This window comes from Actinomadura sp. NTSP31, assembly GCF_041951385.1.
Classification (GTDB): Bacteria; Actinomycetota; Actinomycetes; order Streptosporangiales; family Streptosporangiaceae; genus Spirillospora; species Spirillospora napierensis.
The window spans coordinates 402,894-419,035 of record NZ_JBGNUT010000005.1; the positions used below are offsets into that span (position 1 = coordinate 402,894).

A 16,142-nucleotide genomic window follows, 5' to 3' on the forward strand; every position below is an offset into this window, starting at 1 on the left:
GCTACGCCTTCGCGACGCGGAGGACGAGCGCGTCGCCCTGCCCGCCGCCGCCGCACAGGCCGGCGGCGCCGACGCCGCCGCCGCGCCGCTTCAGCTCGTAGGCGAGGTGCAGCGCGATGCGGGCGCCCGACATGCCGACCGGGTGGCCGAGCGCGATGGCGCCGCCGTTGACGTTGACCTTCTCGGGGCCGACGCCGAGGTCGCGCATCGACTGGATGCCGACCGAGGCGAACGCCTCGTTGATCTCGATGAGGTCGAGGTCGTCGACGCTCAGGCCCTCCTTGCCGAGGGCGTGCCTGATGGCGTTGGACGGCTGGGACTGCAGCGAGTTGTCCGGGCCGGCGACGTTGCCGTGCGCGCCGATCTCGGCGAGCCAGCTGAGGCCGAGCTCCTCGGCCTTGGCCTTGGACATCACCACGACGGCGGCGGCGCCGTCGGAGATCTGCGAGGACGACCCGGCGGTGATCGTCCCCTCCTTGCTGAACGCGGGGCGCAGCCGGGCGAGCGACTCGGCGGTGGTGTCGCCGCGCACGCCCTCGTCCTTGGCGAACACGATCGGGTCGCCCTTGCGCTGCGGGATCTCGACGGGCGCGATCTCCTCGTCGAACACGCCGTTCTTGATGGCCGCGGCGGCGCGCTGGTGGGAGCGGGCGGAGAACTCGTCCTGCTCTTCGCGGGTGATGCCGAGCTTGGCGTTGTACTTCTCGGTGGACTCGCCCATGGAGACGCCGTCGAACGCGTCGGTCAGCGCGTCGTAGGCCATGTGGTCGAGGACCTCGACCGAGCCGTACTTGTAGCCGGCGCGGGACTTCGGCAGCAGGTGCGGGGCCTGGGTCATCGACTCCATGCCGCCGGCCACCACGATGTCGAACTCGCCGGCCCGGATCAGCTGGTCGGCGAGCGCGATCGCGTCCAGCCCGGACAGGCAGACCTTGTTGATCGTGATGGACGGGACGCTCATCGGGATCCCGGCCTTGACCGCCGCCTGCCGGGACGGGATCTGCCCCGCGCCCGCCTGCAGGACCTGGCCGAGGATCACGTACTGCACCTGGTCGCCGGCCACGCCCGCGCGCTCCAGCGCCGCCTTGATCGCGTGCGCGCCGAGGTCGGCGGCGGAGAAGTCCTTCAGCGCGCCCTGCAGGCGCCCGACGGGGGTGCGCGCTCCGGCGACGATCACGGACGTGGCGGTCATGAGGGGGCCTCCAGGGTGGTGCTGCGGCGACGTTTGCCACCATACCCAGGGAAGCGGCGCACGCTTCCGTTCGCCCCTGTCTGGCCGTCCGTAGGGAGAAACGTCCATGCTGACCCGTATCGACCACATCGGCATTGCCTGTCACGACCTGGAGGCCACCGTCGCGTTCTACCGGGCGACCTACGGCTTCACCGACGCGCACTTCGAGGTGAACGAGGAGCAGGGCGTCCGGGAGTGCATGCTCAAGATCAACGAGACGGGCGACGGGGCCGCGAGCTACCTGCAGCTCATCGAGCCGATCCGGGACGACTCGGCGGTCGCCAAGTGGCTGGCCAAGAACGGCGAGGGCGTGCACCACATCGCCTTCGGCACCGACCAGGCCGTCGCGGACGAGGCGGCGGAGATCGCCGGCAAGGGCGTCCGGGTGCTGTACGACGCGCCGAGGAACGGCTCCATGGGCTCCTTGATCAACTTTTTGCACCCGAAGGACTGCCACGGGGTGCTGACCGAGCTGGTCCAGAAGGCGTAGCCGGGCGGCCCGGGGGCCGCGCGGTCCGGCGGGACCGGCGCGCTGTGCGGGCACCGCGCGGGCACTGTGCGTGCGCGGGCGCGGTCCGGCGCGCGCGCGGCCCGGGCGCGACCGGATCGTGACGTGTTCGATATCACCTCGGGGACGGCGGGGTGCAAGACCGCCGCTCTGTGAGCATTCGGACACATCTGGTGCATTTGCGGCCCCCGTACCTGGGCACCTGGGGCACCGGAGGCCGTAACCGCAAACCGGGACAAACCACGCAGCGCGTCAAGATGAGCCCCCAACACGGCAGTGTCCGGAGTACGCTTCATTCGCCGGAAGAGGTCTGGGGCACTGCGCACGTTCATGGCGCCCGTTCATGCCAGGCGATCAACCGGTCCCCGGAACCACCCGTAGCCCCGTCACATCAGGATTGAGCCCTATGCAGTCCGACATCGACGCCCAGCTCAGCAACTTCTTCGAGGACACGCCCCCGCGCGATTTCGACGTGGTGCTCCGTGGCTACGACCGGCACCAGGTCGACGAGCACATCAAACAGCTCGAGAACGAGGGCCGGCAGGCACGCGAGCAGACCCAGGCCCTGCAGCGGGAGCTGTCGGACGCCCACCGTCAGCTGCAGGAGCAGGAACGTCCCACCTACTCCGGTCTCGGCGCCCGCATCGAGCAGCTGCTGCGGCTCGCCGAGGAGCAGGCCACCGAGCTCGTCCAGGCCGCCCGGTCCGAGGCCAACGAGATCAAGGCCGCGGCGAAGGTCGACGCCGCCGAGCAGCGCGCCACCGCCGAGAACGACGCCGCCGAACTGCGCGCCAACGCCCAGCGCGAGGGCGACGACATGCGCAACGCGGCCGAGCGCGAGGCCGAGGAGGTGCGCACCTCCGCCCGCCGCGAGGCCGACGAGCTGACCTCCACGACCGAGCGCGAGGTCGCCAAGCTGCGCGCCACCGCCGACCACGAGGTCGCCGAGAAGCGGGCCAGCGCCGAGCGCGAGATCGCCAAGCTGCGCACCACCACCGAGCGCGAGGTCGCGCAGCTGCGCGCGTCCACCAAGCGCGAGCGCGACGAGATCCTCACGACGGCCAAGCGGCAGGCCGACGAGATGCGCGCGCAGGCCCAGCGCATCCTGGAGGAGAGCGAGGCGCAGCGGGCGCAGGCCGAGGCCGAGTTCGAGATCCAGCTGGCCGCCCGCCGCGAGGAGGCCGACCGGCAGGACGCCGAGCGGCACGCCGCCGCGCAGGCCGCCACCCAGAAGCTGGTCGCCGAGGCCGAGCAGCGCGCCGCGTCCGCCGAGCAGCGGGCCGCCAAGGCGACCCAGCAGGCCGAGCAGACCCGGCGCGAGGCCGACTCGCACGCCAAGCAGCTCATGGCCAACGCGCGCAAGAACTCCGACAACGTCATCGCCGAGGCCAAGTCGCAGGCCGAGCAGCTGCTCGCCGAGACCAAGGCCGAGGCCGACCGCGTCCGGACCGCCGCGCAGCGCCAGGTCGACGAGCTGACCCGGCAGCGCGACAGCATCACCAGCCACCTCAACCAGCTGCGCCAGCTCATCGGCGGCGTCGCCCCGGCGATGGGCGGCGAGCCCGAGCTGGCCGCGCCGCCGGAGAAGGCCGCCATCCCGGCCGCCGAGCCGAAGCCGGCCCCGGCGCAGCAGGCCCAGCCGAAGCCGCAGCAGCCCGCCCAGCCTGCCGGCAAGGCGGCGCCCGCCAAGCAGGCCCAGGCCAAGAAGTCCGACGAGGACGACGAGGACTGGTGGCAGGAGTGACCCGCCGGGCCGGCTGACGGCCCGGCGGCGTGCGACGGAGAGCCTGGAGGCGGAAACGTCTCCGGGCTTTCCGGCGTCTACACCGGTAGCGCGTGGTCGGCGGCCCTCCGTCCGGACCCGTGACCGACCAACGGCAGGACGGCGAAGGAGAGCGGCGTGGCCGACGACACCCCCGACGAGGACCGGCCGGCGGCGGCGCCCGGGAAGGGGCGCACCGGCACCGCCGGCAAGGTTCCCGAGCCCGCGCCGCCCGCCGACCGGACGGAGAACGACGCGGAGGCCGCGGAGGCCGCGGCGCCCAGCGGCGCGCTCGATCCGGAAGCGGCCGAGACCGAACCCGCCGGCGAGCTCGACCCGGCGACCGGCGGGCCGCGGACGCGCCCGGCGCCGCCGGACGGCTGGTCACCGGCGCCCCCCGCGGGCGAGGCGACCGGCACGAAGGCGGCGGGGTCATCAGCGCCCGCCCCGACGGCACCGGGCGCGGCGGCGCCGGACCCGGAGGCGCCGGACCCGGCGCACGACGTGGAGCAGCGCCGCCGGGAGGCCGGCGTGAACCCGCTGTTCCCGTTCGGCCGGCCCGGCCAGCCGCTCGGCCGCGCCCACCCGTTCGTGTTCGGGTTCACCGCCGCGCTCGGCGTGATCACCGCGTGGATGCTGGTGAAGGCCGCCACGAACGCCAAGTCGGTGCTCGTGATGATCGTGGTGGCGATGTTCCTCGCGGTCGGCCTCAACCCGGCGGTCGAGCGGCTGCGCCGGCTCGGGCTGCCGCGCGGCGCCGCGGTCGGCACGGTGTTCCTGATCGTGATCCTGTTCTTCGCGGGGTTCGTCGCCTCGCTCGTCCAGCCCGTCACCGAGCAGGTGACCGAGCTGCGGCACAACATCCCCGAATTCGTCGACCAGCTGCAGAACAACAAGACGCTGGCCGACTGGGACAAGCGCTACGGGCTGCTCGACCGCGCGGAGAAGGCCGTCAACAGCCCGGGCTTCCAGAACGGGCTCACCGACACCGCCACCGGCATCGGCAAGGTCGCGATCAACGGGGTCTTCCAGACCCTCACGATCCTGATCCTGACGCTCTACTTCATGAGCTCGCTGCCGCAGATCAAGACGTTCTTCTACCAGCTCGCGCCGCGCACGCGCCGGGCCCGCGTCGCGCTGCTCGGCGACGAGATCCTGGACCGGATCGGCGGGTACGTCGCCGGCCAGTTCACGATCGCGTTCATCGCGGGGCTGTCCTCCTACATCTTCCTGTCGATCCTCGGGGTGAAGTACGCGCTGGCGCTCGCGCTGATCGTCGCGGTGACCGACCTCGTCCCGCTCATCGGCGCGACGATCGGCGCGGTGATCGTCTGCCTGGTCGCGTTCCTGACCGGCACCACCGCCGACCTCATCGCCTGCGTGGTGTTCTACGTCATCTACCAGCAGGTCGAGAACTACCTGGTGTACCCGCGGGTGATGAAGCGGACGGTCGACGTCCAGCCCGCGGTGACGATCGTCGCGGCGCTGGTCGGCGCGGCGCTGCTCGGCGTGGTCGGCGCGCTGCTGGCGATCCCGACCGCGGCGGCGATCTCGCTGCTGATCCGCGAGGTGGTCCTGCCGAGGCAGGAGACGCTGTAGCGGACGGCGGCGCGGCCGGGTGGGGAGCGGCGGCGCGGGTCAGCGGGTGGTGCGGGCCAGCGCGGCGGCGAACTCGGCGACGGCCTGGTTGAACAGGTCGGGCTGCTCGACGGCGCACAGGTGCCCGGCGCGCGGGATGACGAGCAGCTCGGCGTTCGGCAGGGCGTCGGCCATGGCGCGCGCCTCGTCCTCGGTGGCGATGGCGTCCTCGTCGCCGACCATCACCAGCGCGGGCACCTTCAGGCCCCGCAGCGTCTCGAACGCCTCCGGGCGCCCGGCCATCGCGCGCTGCGCCCACGCGGCGGCCGGCGGAGGCGTCGCCTGGACGAGCCCGCGGACGCGCCCGTAGACGAGGGCGCGCTGCCGGTAGGTGGTCGGCCCGACGAGACCGGGCAGCAGCTCGTCCAGCAGGACCTGGACGGTGCCGTCGCGGTCGATCGCGTCGGCCTGCCGCAGCCGGTTCTCCCGCACCGCGTCGGTGTCGGCGGCGGCGCGGGTGGAGGCGAGGACGACGCCGAGGACCAGGTCGGGGTGGCGGCGGCACAGCGCCATCGCGACGTACCCGCCCATCGACAGGCCGCCGACGACGGCGCGCTGCAGGCCGAGGCGGCGGAACAGGTGCGCGACGTCGTCGGCCATCGCGTCGATCGAGGGTTCGTCGGTGCCGAGCCGCGAGCCGCCGAACCCGCGCAGGTCGGGGGTGACGACGCGGAACCGGGTCGCCAGGCCCTGCCGCTGCTCCAGCCACATCGCCGAGGACAGCGGGAAGGCGTGCAGCAGGACGAGGGGTGTCCCCGAACCGACGTCCCTGGCGTACAGCTGCACGGTCATACAGGTTTCCTCACGTCCGCGTCCCCGAAACGCCGCCGCGGCAACGCGACGGCTAGGTCATCGTTACCCCGTATCGGAGGCGGCGGGGCGGAGTGGCCGCGATCGGCCGCGCGAGTTTACCTGTCCGGTTCGTCCCATTCCGTGGGGAGTGGATACGCGTCCGGGGCGACGTGCCGGACGATCTCGTTCAGCACCGTCCGGACGTAGGGCTCGCCCACCCACAGGTGCTTGGCCTTGTCCACCCCGATCACCTCCGCCTGCGGCGCGCGCTTGAACCGCTCGCGGGCCTCCGCCGGGCGCAGGTAGTCGTCGAACTCCGGGACGAGCGCGACGAGCGGCCGCCCGTCGGCGCCCCAGGCGTCCAGGTCGGCGTCCCCGGCCCGCTTCAGCGGCGGCGACAGCAGGATCGCGCCCTCGACCAGCGGGTCCAGCCCCCAGCGCAGCGCGAGCTCGGTGCCGAACGACCAGCCGAGCAGCCACGGCCGCGGCAGGTCGTGGTACTCGGTATACTCCAGCGCCGCCGCCACGTCGAAGCGCTCGGTCTCGCCCTCGCCGAACTCGCCCTCGCTGGTGCCGCGCGCCGACGTCGTCCCGCGCGTGTTGAACCGCAGGACGGCCAGGCCGGCGAGCGCGGGCAGCCGGAAGGACGCCTTGCGCAGCACGTGGCTGTCCATCATGCCCTCGGCGGTCGGCAGCGGATGCAGGCAGACCAGGGTCGCGGCCGGCGGCCGGTCCGGCGGCAGCGCCAGCTCCCCGACGAGCCGCAGCCCGTCGGAGGTGTGCAGGGTGATCTCCTCGCGCCGCGCCGGCAGCACCGTCGCCGCCCTGATCTCCGCCATCGGACTCCCTCACTCGCTCATGCGGGGCTAGTAGCGGGGCGCGTTCCGGCTCCGCTGGACGCGCGGTCCCCGCCGGGCGCGCGCGTTCCAGCACGGGCTGTGCCAGTGCCGCCGGTCGTCGGTGCCGCCGCGCTCGCCCGCCGGCCACGCGACGACGTGCGGGACGCCCGGCGGGATCTCGTGGTCGCACCCCGGGCAGCGGTACGCCTTCACCGCCGCGGCCCCGGTGACCGACCGGACGATCCATTCGCCGTCCGGTCCGTCCTCCGTCCGCTGCGCCCAGCCGCCGCCCCCGCCGGTCCCGCCGCCTCCGCCGCCCTGTGCGGGCTTTCCGGATACGGCACGGCGGTTCTTGCGGGGGCTCATGCGCCCAGGATATTCAGCCGCGGATGTTCAGCGGAGCGGGCGGCCGGCGGTGACATGCTCGGTCAGCAGCGGGACGGGCGCCAGGGCCGGTTCGCGCGTCTCGGCGTACAGGGCGCGCAGGACGGCGTCGGCGCGGTCGATGCCGAGGCGGTCCAGGTCGGCGATCGGGCCGGTCGGGTAGCCGCAGCCGAGCGTCATCGCGGCGTCGATCGAATCGGGGTCGGCGTATCCGGCGCCGAGCATCGCGGCGGCGTCGTTGAGGTAGGGGAAGCGCAGCGCGTCCACGATGAACCCGGCGCGGGCGCGGCAGCGGACGGCGGTCAGGCCGAGCCGCCCGGCCAGGTCGGCGGCGCGGTCGGCGACGCCGGGGCCGGTCGCGACGGTCTCCGCGATCTCGGCGAGGGCGCCCGCCCCGTCCGTCGACGGCAGGTCCGGCAGGTGCAGGCCGACGACGTCGGCGGGCCGCCCGCTCGCCACGGCCTGCTCGACCACCGGGACGGTCGCGGACGTGACGGCGAGGACCGCGTCCGGCCCGGCGGCCTGCGCGGCGAGCGCGAGCAGCTCGCGCCCGGCGGCGGCGTCGCCGGACGCTTCGACGACCAGGTCGCAGCCGGCGAGGCCGGCGGCGCTGTCGCGGACCTGCGCGCCCGCGCGGTCGCACAGCGCGGCGAACGCGTCCGCGAGGGCGCCGACGCCGAGGATCCCGACGACGGGCGCGGGACCGTCCGGCGCCGTCGGCGTTTCCTTCTCGGGTGCGCCGTGGTCGTAGAAGCCGCGGCCGGTCTTGCGGCCGAGCAGGCCCGCGGTGACCAGCTCGCGGAGCAGCGGGGACGGGGCGTGCCGCCGGTCGCGCGTCTCGGCGTGGATCGCCTCCAGCACCTCCAGGCAGGTGTCGAGGCCGATCAGGTCCATCAGGGTGAACGGGCCCATCGGCAGCCCGGCGCCCTTGGTCATCGCGGTGTCGATGTCGTCGCGGGTCGCATGCCCGGACTCCAGCATCCCGGCGGCCTGGTTGAGGTAGCCGAACAGCAGCCGGTTCGCGACGAACCCGGCGCGGTCGCCGATGGTGACGGGCGTCTTGCCGAGGTCCTTCACCAGCGCCGCGACCCGGTCCACGGCCGCCGGCTCGGTGAGCACCGTGCGGATGACCTCGACCAGCTTCATGACCGGCGCCGGATTGAAGAAGTGCACCCCGACGATCTTGGTGGGGCGGTTCGTGGTGACCGCGATGTCGGTCACCGACAGCGACGAGGTGTTGGTGGCCAGCACCGCGTCGGCGCGGCACACCTCGTCCAGCGTCGCGAACACCTTGCGCTTGAGGTCGAGGCGCTCCGGCACCGCCTCGATGACCAGGTCGCAGTCGCCGAGGTCCGCGAAGTCGGTGGACAGCGCGACGCGGCCGAGGATCTCGCGCTGCGCGTCCTCGGTGAGCCTGCCGCGCTTCACCGCGCGTCCCGTGGACTTCTCCAGATGGCCGCGGCCGCGCTCCAGCGCGTCCTGGTTCACCTCGACGCCGACGACCGCCAGGCCGCCGCGCGCCAGCACCTCGGCGATGCCCGCGCCCATGGTGCCCAGTCCGACGACCCCGACCCTGCTGAACGAACCACCAGTCATGCACGGCAGTCTCCCAGAGCGCCGGGGACCGCCGGATGCCGGGTACGGCCGGGTCTGGTGCCGGGTAGGGCCGGGCCCGGTGCCGGGGTACGGCCGGGTCTGGTGCCGGGTAGGGCCGGGCCCGGTGCCGGGGTACGGCCGGGTCCGGTGCCGGGGTACGGCCGGGTCCGGTGCCGGGGTACGGCCGGGTCCGGTGCCGGGTACGACCGGAAGGTGCGCTTCGGAATCTTCCTGCTCGCCGCCCGCTATCCCGGTCAGGGCGACGCCGCCGCCCTGACTCGCACGGTCGAGGCCGCCGTCGCCGCCGAGAAGGCCGGATTCGACGACGTGTGGCTGGCCGAGCACCATTTCATGTCGTACGGCGTCATCCCTTCCGCGCCGCTGATGGCCGGTCACCTTCTGGCCTCGACCCGCCGGATCCATGTCGGGACGGCCGTCAGCGTCCTTTCCAACCAGCACCCCGTCGCACTCGCGGAACAGGCGGCGATGCTGTCACTGCTTTCCGGCGGACGTTTCCGCCTGGGCGTCGGACGCGGCGGCCCCTGGCGGGATCTGGAGGTGTTCGGAACGGGGCTCCGCCGTTACGAGGAGGGCTTCGCCGAATCACTCGACCTGCTGCTCGCATGGCTGGGATCGGAACGGCTCGGCTGGCGGGGCGAGCATTTCTCGTTCCGCGAAGTTCCGGTCGTGCCGCGGCCGGTCGTGCCGCCACCGGTTTCGGTGGCCTGCACCTCTCCGGCCACCGAGGCCATCGCCGCGGAACGCGGGCTGCCGATGCTTCTGGGAATGCACGTCGGCGACGCGGAGAAGGCCGCCGCCGTCGAACGCCACGGCCTCCCGGATCTGCCGCACATCTCCACGCACCTCGCGCAGGTCGCCGACACCCGCGAGCAGGCCGTCCGGACCCTGCTGGCCGAGATGCCGCGCTGGCTCGGCCCCGGCCTCGACGGATACGTGCCCGTGGACGGCCGTCCCCGCCCGTCCCGCGACCCCGTCGCCTACACCCGCCACCTGTGCGACCTGCATCCCGTCGGCTCCCCCGACGACTGCGCCGCGTCGCTCGCCGCGACCGCCGAACGCACCGGGATCCGTCATCTGATCCTGCTGGTCGAGGCCGCCGGATCGCACCGAGCGACCCTCGACAACATCACCCGGCTGGGCGAACAGGTACTCCCGAAAGTCCGCGCCGCAGTGCGATTCAGCAGTCGCGGAGTTCGGGGGACTGATTGAGGATCTGCTCGCGCGCCGTGACGAACGTGCGGTACGCCGCCGAATCGGCGGACGGGAAGACCGCGACGCGATGGCAGTTCTGGAACGCCAGTTTCATTCCGAAGTAGCGTTCCAGCGCCCCGCGCATGGCGTCGCTCGCCAGCACGCGCAGCAACTGGCCGCGGGCCCGCTCGTCCGGCGGCGGCGTCAGGTTGTCGGCGAACTCGCCGCCGTCCACCTGCAGCCGCGCCACCAGGCCGCTGATCATTTCCCAGGCGTACGGGAGGGACGTCCTGACGCACTCGACGAACTCCTTGTCGCCGACCTCGCCCTGCCGGGCCGTCTCCAGGAGTTCCGGGGTCACGTCGAGAGACATTGCGGGGGTCCTTTCGCAGACGGATGACACCCACCACCCGCGACGCTAATCACGGCGTCCCGACAATTCCAGGCTTGACAGCGACCCTTACTTGCGCCATGCGGCGCGCGGAACGGTCAGCCGGCCGGGGCCGCTCCGCGCCGCCGGGACGGCCGCCGCACCGGGCGCGAGACCTGCTGCAGCCGCTCGTCCCAGAACGCGCGCGCCCGCCGCACCCGCACGGCGTTCCGCGCCGCGCGCGCCTCCGCCTGCCGCTCGCGGACCCGCTCCTGCATGACCGAGTACATGATCTCGTTGTGGAACACGGCCCCTCCTCCGTCTCGGGCCGTTGCGACGACCCGACATCCAAGAGACTCGTCCTAAGACCCCCGCCCCTGCATCGGGACGACTCCCTATATAGGGCCACTTCGGCGCCTTAGCCGCGTTAGGCGTGCTTATGCGGGTCGCGCGGACGTCCTAGGCCGCTGGCAGAATGCGGCGCCATGGACGATCCGCTGGCGGGGTTGGGCGACGTCGACTGGGCCGGGCTCAGCCACGCCTACGGGCCGGCGGACGATGTGCCGGCGAACCTGCTTGCCCTCCGCGTCCCGGACGAGGAGGAGCGCCTCACCGCCTTGTACGAGTTGCACGCGAGCATCTACCACCAGGGCAACCGCTACGAGGCGTCCGCGCACGCGGTGCCGTTCCTGCTGGCCCTCGCCGCCGACCCGGTGACTCCCGGCCGCGACGACCTGATGTACCTGGCCACCGGGATGGCCATCGGCCACGACGAAGCGCACCTGCCGTCCGGCGTCGGCATCGAGGACTGGCGGCGCGAGGTGGCCCGGATGCGCGCCGCCGACCCCGCCGACGAGGAACGCCGGCTGGACGCCTGGGTCGAGGAGGCCGCCGGCCCCGGCGAACGCGCCTCCAGGAAGCGGCAGCGCGAACTCCTCGACGCCGGCGCCGTCCTGAGCAACGCCGAAGCCGAACTGGCCGCCTACGACGCCGTCCGAGCCGGGCTGCCCGCCGTCCGCGGCCTGCTCACCGACGGCGACGCGTCCGTCCGGGCGGCGGCCGCCTACACGCTCGGCTGGTTCCCCGAGGAGGCCGCCGCCTCGGTTCCGGCGCTGCGGACGCTGCTCGGCGCCGAGACCGACCCCGCCGTCACCGCCAACGCGCTCGTCTCCGCCGGCCTGCTGGACGACCGGGACCTGATCCCCCGGCTCCGCGAGCACCTGGCGGGCGCCGAGCCGCTCCCCCGCTGGGCCGCCGCCGTCGCCCTGCTGCGCCTCGGCGTCGCGGAACCACCGGTCATCGCCGAACTCGCCGAACTCGCCGAACTCGCCGCCACGAGCATCACCCCGCCCGGAACGCCCGGTACGCCGGTCGCCTTCCTCAACGGGGATCTCCGCCTCTACTCCGCTACCTGCCTCGCCGCGATGGACGACGCCCCACCCGAAGCCGCCGACGCCGTCCTCGACGGACTGTCCCGCACGTCCGACGACGCGTCCTTCCCGATGGCCGCCGCCGCGCTCAAGCTGGCGTTCGGCGCCCCGCCCGGCCCGTCCTTGCCGCTGCCGCCGTTCGCCGAGCTCACGCCCGTCCAGCAGCGGACCGTCCGCACCATCGCCGAGCTCGCACCCGGGACGTGGGACTGGGTGAACCTCTGGGAGATCCTGCGAGAGTGGGGCCTGCCCACCGACCGCGACGCCTGCCGCACGTATGCGGGTCTCGCATGACGGTCACGCGGGGTTCACGGCGGAACTAAGGTTGGGCAGCGTGCGTCTCGTTATCGCCCGCTGCAGCGTCGACTACGCCGGCAAGCTCACCGCCCACCTGCCCATGGCCCCCAGGCTCGTCCTGATCAAGGCGGACGGCAGCGTGAGCATCCATGCCGACGACCGCGCCTACAAGCCGCTGAACTGGATGAACCCGCCGTGCTCCCTGCGTGAGGAGCCGTTCGAGGAGAACGGCGCCATCGCCCGCTGGACGGTCACGCACGGCAAGTCGGGCGAGCGGCTGATCCTCACCATCGAGGAGATCATCCACGACACCAGCCATGAGCTGGGCCTGGACCCGGGCCTGCGGAAGGACGGTGTCGAGGCGCACCTGCAGGAACTGCTCGCCGAGCACATCACCACGCTCGGCGAGGGCTGGTCGCTGATCCGCCGCGAGTACCCGACCGCGATCGGCCCCGTCGACATCCTGTGCCGCGACTCCGACAGCGCCACCGTCGCCGTCGAGATCAAGCGGCGCGGCGAGATCGACGGCGTCGAGCAGCTCACCCGGTACCTGGAACTGCTGAACCGCGACCCCCACCTGGCGCCGGTCCGCGGCATCTTCGCCGCGCAGGAGATCAAGCCCCAGGCGCGGGTCCTCGCCCTCGACCGCGGCATCGGCTGCGTCACCCTCGACTACGACGCCCTCCGCGGCATCGAACACGAGGGCACCCTTTTCTGAGCCCGTCGCCACATCGCGGCGAAAGCCCGGCGAGGCGTTGGTTCTCCGGGCTAGCGCGGCGATTCTTCTGTGGCTCCATATCCGCAGAGCCGAGGCTTTGTTCTTGACCTTGACCTTGGCCTTGGCTGGACTGCGGGGTGAACTGGTCGGCTCGGATTCGACATTCTTTAAGGCAATATTCGACTTGGGTTCGAGGTCAAGAAGGGTGTTCGGGTGGTGGGGTGGCGCTGCGTACGGGGCCGCCTCTCAAAAGTCAAGGGCGCCTTCGGCGTCGCTTCGCGATGGACTTCGTCCACCCTTGACTTTCGAGCCTCTGCGGCCCCTAAGGCAGCGCAAACGGGCAGGCTCCGCCTGCCCCGCCCGGACGCGCCACCCCACCACCCCCTTCCGCACGCGTGCTCGCAAATCCCCACAAAACGGCATTCCCCAGATCCGGTCGAAGGTGATCAGAATCGAGAAGGTATACCTAGCCATACCTTTCTCCGAAGCATCGAAATAAAGGCCCGTCGAGCCGACATTTGTCGGCCACGTAGGGTATGCTTTATCTATGCAATCAGTGACGGTCGACCTGGAGGGCGCGTCTACCATGCAATTGGTGGACGCGGTCTCGGTGATCGCTGCTGAACTCGCCCAGCGAGAAGCCCCGGAGTCGGCGGCGGCGTGCCTGGAACTCACCGAGACTCTGGCCGCTGCAGCCGATATGCAGGAAAGCGCACTCGCCGGTTTCATCCGCCGCGTCGACACCACCGGCGAACAGAAGCGCTGGGGATATCCCTCCACCCGGGCATGGCTACGGTCTCGGTTGGGCATGCGGGAGAACCGCACCACCGAGCGCCTCATCCTGGCCCGCCAGCGGCACCGCCTCCCGAAAGTCGCCGAACGCCTCGCCTCTGGGGAGCTGTCCTACGGCTATGCGGCCACGGTCGCGCAGAGTGTGGCCCGCTTGGAGGACACCGACTGCGCCGAAGCCGAGACGACCCTGCTGGGGTTCGTCGACCAAGGCTTCTCAGCGGCGAAGATGGGAGTGTTCGGCCGCCGCATCTGCGACGTCATCGCCGAACGCGACGGCACCGAGGCCGCACCCGGCGAGGACGCCAAGCGCGGCTACGCCAAGTCGTGGATCACCAGCACCGGTTCGCTGGATGGTGGCCGCTACATCAAGGGATGGTTGAACGCCGAGGACGCCGCGATCTGGGACGGCACGCTTGCCCCGCTGGCCAAGCCGGCCGGGCCCGAGGACCACCGTGACGTGGGTGAGCGGACGGCGGCGGCGTTGTCCAGTGTGCTGTCGGGTGGGCACAAGGCCACCAAGGTCACCGTCATCTGCGACCTCGAGACCTTGACCGGCGGCAACGCCCCCGCCCGCCTGACCGACGGGACACCGATCCCTGCCGCCCAAGCCCGCCGCATCGCCCTATCAGCCGGAGTCTCACCCCTCCTGCTCGGACGCGGGCACACACCGCTGTATCTCGGCTACCGGGAGCGGTTCGCCAGCGCCGCCCAACGACAGGTGCTGGAGACGCTGTATCCGAGCTGCGCGGTACGGGAGTGCGAGATCCCCGGGACGTTGTGCGAGGTCGACCACGTCAACGGCTGGGCCCTCGGCAACTCACCCACCGACATCGACCAGCTCGCACTGACCTGCGGATGGCACAACCGCTTCAAACACGCCAGCCCGAACCAGATCGGGATCAGTAAAGATCCCGACGGGCGGTACGTCTACCGGTTGCTGCCACCGCCGGGCGCCCGATCAAGATCCAGATTCCGGACGGGTAGCGGGCCACCGGGGGCGTTCGGCCCACCCGACACCACCGCCAACTGGGCCGCGTAACCGGCCCCCCACCCCCACGCCACCGGTTCGCCCGAATCCCACCCGGATCTCGGGCGAACCGGCATGCCCACATCACCCCGGCAGCCGCTCCCTGCACCGACACCGGCCCCAGCCGTCCCCTCGGCGAGGTCGACACGCGCAGCGGCAGCTAACTCGTGCCATCGTCAGCCGCTCGGCGTTCTGCTCGCCCGCTCCTTGGTCCGCTGGTTCGGGGGCGGTGGGGTGGCGCGACCAGGCGGGGCAGGCGGAGCCTGCCCCTAAGCGCTGCCTCAGGGGCCGCAGAGGCTCCAAAGTCAAGGGTGGACGAAGTCCATCGCGAAGCGACGCCGAAGGCGCCCTTGACTTTGGAGGGGCGGCCCCGTACGCCAGCGCCACCCCACCGCACGGCCGACCCCTCCGCCAACACCCTTGGACCCCGTCCCGAGTGCCTGACGTCGCCCCACGCCCACCGCGGATGCCTCACCTGCCGCCCCGAACACCCAATCCGGGCCGGGGCAGGTAAGGACGGCGCGGTCAGTTTCCCGCGCCGAGGTTGTCCATGTATGCGGACGGATACCGGTCGCCGCGGGCCGCGCCCGCCGGGACCGCCTTCTCGATCTCGGCAAGGTCGTCCGCGGTGAGGGCCAGGTCCGCTGCGGGCAGTGCTTCGGCCAGGCGGCCGCGGGTGCGGGCGCCGACGAGGGGGACGATGTCGTGGCCCTGCGATGCCACCCAGGCGATGGCCAGTTGCGCGGCGGTGCATCCCTTGGGCTCGGCGACGCGGCGCAGGGAGTCGGTGAGGGCGAGGTTGTGTTCGATGTTGCCAGGGGCGAAGCGGGGGCTGGAGGCGCGGCTGTCGCCGGGGCCGGGGGCGGTCCAGTGGCCGGAGAGGAGGCCGCGGCCGAGGACGCCGTAGGCGGTCAGGCCGATGCCGAGTTCCCGCAGCGTGGGCAGGACGTCGGCCTCGACCGCGCGGGAGATCGGCGAGTACTCGATCTGCAGGTCGGAGACCGGGTGGACGGCGTGGGCCCGGCGGATGGTGGCCGCGTCGACCTCGGAGAGCCCGAGGTGCCGGACGTATCCTGCCTCGATCATTTCCTTGATCGCGCCTACCGTGTCCTCGATCGGTACGGCCGGGTCCAGCCGGGCGGGGCGGTAGATGTCGATGTGGTCGGTGCCGAGGCGGGTCAGGGAGTGGCCGAGGAAGTTCTTCACCGCCTCGGGACGGCCGTCGTATCCGCCGAATCCGGGGCCCGGGCCGGACAGCAGGCCGAACTTGACGCTCAGCATGTAGCCGTCGCGGTCCCGGCCGCGCAGCGCTTCGGCGAGCAGCAGCTCGTTGTGGCCCATGGCGTAGAAGTCGCCGGTGTCGATCAGCGTGACGCCGGCCTCCAGCGCGGCGTGCACGGTGGCGATGCTCTCCGTGCGGTCGGCGGCGCCGTAGGCACCTGACATGCTCATCGCTCCCAGGCCCAGTGCGGAGACGGACGGTCCGGTGCGGCCCAGGGTTCGCTTCTGCATCGTGTTCCCCCTTGTCGTCGCGTTCTCGCCCAAC

At 72.3% G+C, this 16,142-nt stretch carries 15 protein-coding genes; 7 read left to right on the plus strand and 8 right to left on the minus strand.

Annotated elements, in window-relative coordinates; all coding sequences use genetic code 11:
- Position 1: 1 nt before the first annotated feature.
- Positions 2-1,192, minus strand: coding sequence for an acetyl-CoA C-acetyltransferase (locus ACA514_RS11630; protein ID WP_375041068.1), 1,191 nt, complete (start codon positions 1,190-1,192; stop codon positions 2-4).
- A 106-nt stretch (positions 1,193-1,298) separates the two neighbouring features.
- Here ACA514_RS11630 and mce point away from each other — a divergent pair, with 106 nt between their 5' ends.
- The 3 genes from mce (at position 1,299) to ACA514_RS11645 (ending at position 5,100) form a co-directional block, all read left to right on the plus strand.
- Entirely contained in the window at positions 1,299-1,721 is a 423-nt protein-coding gene (gene mce, locus ACA514_RS11635) for a methylmalonyl-CoA epimerase (RefSeq protein WP_375041069.1), read from the plus strand.
- 424 nt (positions 1,722-2,145) lie between these two features.
- On the plus strand, positions 2,146-3,483 hold the full coding sequence (locus ACA514_RS11640) for a DivIVA domain-containing protein (protein WP_375041070.1): 1,338 nt from the start codon (positions 2,146-2,148) through the stop codon (positions 3,481-3,483).
- 156 nt (positions 3,484-3,639) lie between these two features.
- Complete coding sequence (locus ACA514_RS11645) at positions 3,640-5,100, plus strand: AI-2E family transporter (protein WP_375041071.1); 1,461 nt, start codon at positions 3,640-3,642, stop codon at positions 5,098-5,100.
- 39 nt (positions 5,101-5,139) lie between these two features.
- Here the strand turns inward: ACA514_RS11645 and ACA514_RS11650 are convergent, their stop codons facing one another.
- The 4 genes from ACA514_RS11650 to ACA514_RS11665 form a co-directional block, all read right to left on the minus strand.
- Positions 5,140-5,931 carry an alpha/beta fold hydrolase gene (locus tag ACA514_RS11650; RefSeq protein WP_375041072.1) on the minus strand — a complete coding sequence of 264 codons (792 nt, stop codon included), beginning with the start codon at positions 5,929-5,931 and terminating at the stop codon, positions 5,140-5,142.
- A 116-nt stretch (positions 5,932-6,047) separates the two neighbouring features.
- Positions 6,048-6,770 carry an alpha/beta hydrolase gene (locus tag ACA514_RS11655; protein ID WP_375041073.1) on the minus strand — a complete coding sequence of 241 codons (723 nt, stop codon included), beginning with the start codon at positions 6,768-6,770 and terminating at the stop codon, positions 6,048-6,050.
- 27 nt (positions 6,771-6,797) lie between these two features.
- On the minus strand, positions 6,798-7,136 hold the full coding sequence (locus ACA514_RS11660) for an ATP/GTP-binding protein (protein ID WP_375041074.1): 339 nt from the start codon (positions 7,134-7,136) through the stop codon (positions 6,798-6,800).
- A gap of 27 nt (positions 7,137-7,163) precedes the next feature.
- Complete coding sequence (locus ACA514_RS11665; protein WP_375041075.1) at positions 7,164-8,750, minus strand: 3-hydroxyacyl-CoA dehydrogenase family protein; 1,587 nt, start codon at positions 8,748-8,750, stop codon at positions 7,164-7,166.
- A gap of 213 nt (positions 8,751-8,963) precedes the next feature.
- Here ACA514_RS11665 and ACA514_RS11670 point away from each other — a divergent pair, with 213 nt between their 5' ends.
- Positions 8,964-9,980: an LLM class flavin-dependent oxidoreductase gene (locus tag ACA514_RS11670; protein WP_375041076.1), complete on the plus strand. Its 1,017-nt coding sequence runs from the start codon at positions 8,964-8,966 to the stop codon at positions 9,978-9,980.
- Here ACA514_RS11670 and ACA514_RS11675 read toward each other — a convergent pair.
- Both ACA514_RS11675 and ACA514_RS11680 read right to left on the minus strand, forming a co-directional pair.
- Positions 9,949-10,335 carry an SCO5389 family protein gene (locus ACA514_RS11675; protein WP_375041077.1) on the minus strand — a complete coding sequence of 129 codons (387 nt, stop codon included), beginning with the start codon at positions 10,333-10,335 and terminating at the stop codon, positions 9,949-9,951. The two genes, ACA514_RS11670 and ACA514_RS11675, sit on opposite strands and share 32 nt — an antisense overlap.
- Positions 10,336-10,451: 116 nt before the next feature.
- The gene (locus ACA514_RS11680) at positions 10,452-10,640 is read right to left on the minus strand and encodes a hypothetical protein (protein ID WP_375041078.1); all 189 of its coding nucleotides are present in this window, start codon (positions 10,638-10,640) and stop codon (positions 10,452-10,454) included.
- Between the two features lie 177 nt (positions 10,641-10,817).
- Here ACA514_RS11680 and ACA514_RS11685 point away from each other — a divergent pair, with 177 nt between their 5' ends.
- The 3 genes from ACA514_RS11685 to ACA514_RS11695 all read left to right on the plus strand — a co-directional run bounded on the left by ACA514_RS11685 (position 10,818) and on the right by ACA514_RS11695 (position 14,608).
- Positions 10,818-12,056: a HEAT repeat domain-containing protein gene (locus ACA514_RS11685; protein ID WP_375041079.1), complete on the plus strand. Its 1,239-nt coding sequence runs from the start codon at positions 10,818-10,820 to the stop codon at positions 12,054-12,056.
- Between the two features lie 40 nt (positions 12,057-12,096).
- Positions 12,097-12,777 (plus strand): endonuclease NucS, encoded by a 681-nt coding sequence (nucS, locus tag ACA514_RS11690; RefSeq protein ID WP_375041080.1) that lies wholly within the window; start codon positions 12,097-12,099, stop codon positions 12,775-12,777.
- A 547-nt stretch (positions 12,778-13,324) separates the two neighbouring features.
- Positions 13,325-14,608: a DUF222 domain-containing protein gene (locus ACA514_RS11695; RefSeq protein ID WP_375041081.1), complete on the plus strand. Its 1,284-nt coding sequence runs from the start codon at positions 13,325-13,327 to the stop codon at positions 14,606-14,608.
- A gap of 513 nt (positions 14,609-15,121) precedes the next feature.
- On the opposite strand, the gene ACA514_RS11700 is transcribed toward ACA514_RS11695, so the two are convergent.
- The gene (locus ACA514_RS11700) at positions 15,122-16,108 is read right to left on the minus strand and encodes an aldo/keto reductase (protein ID WP_375041082.1); all 987 of its coding nucleotides are present in this window, start codon (positions 16,106-16,108) and stop codon (positions 15,122-15,124) included.
- Positions 16,109-16,142: the final 34 nt, after the last annotated feature.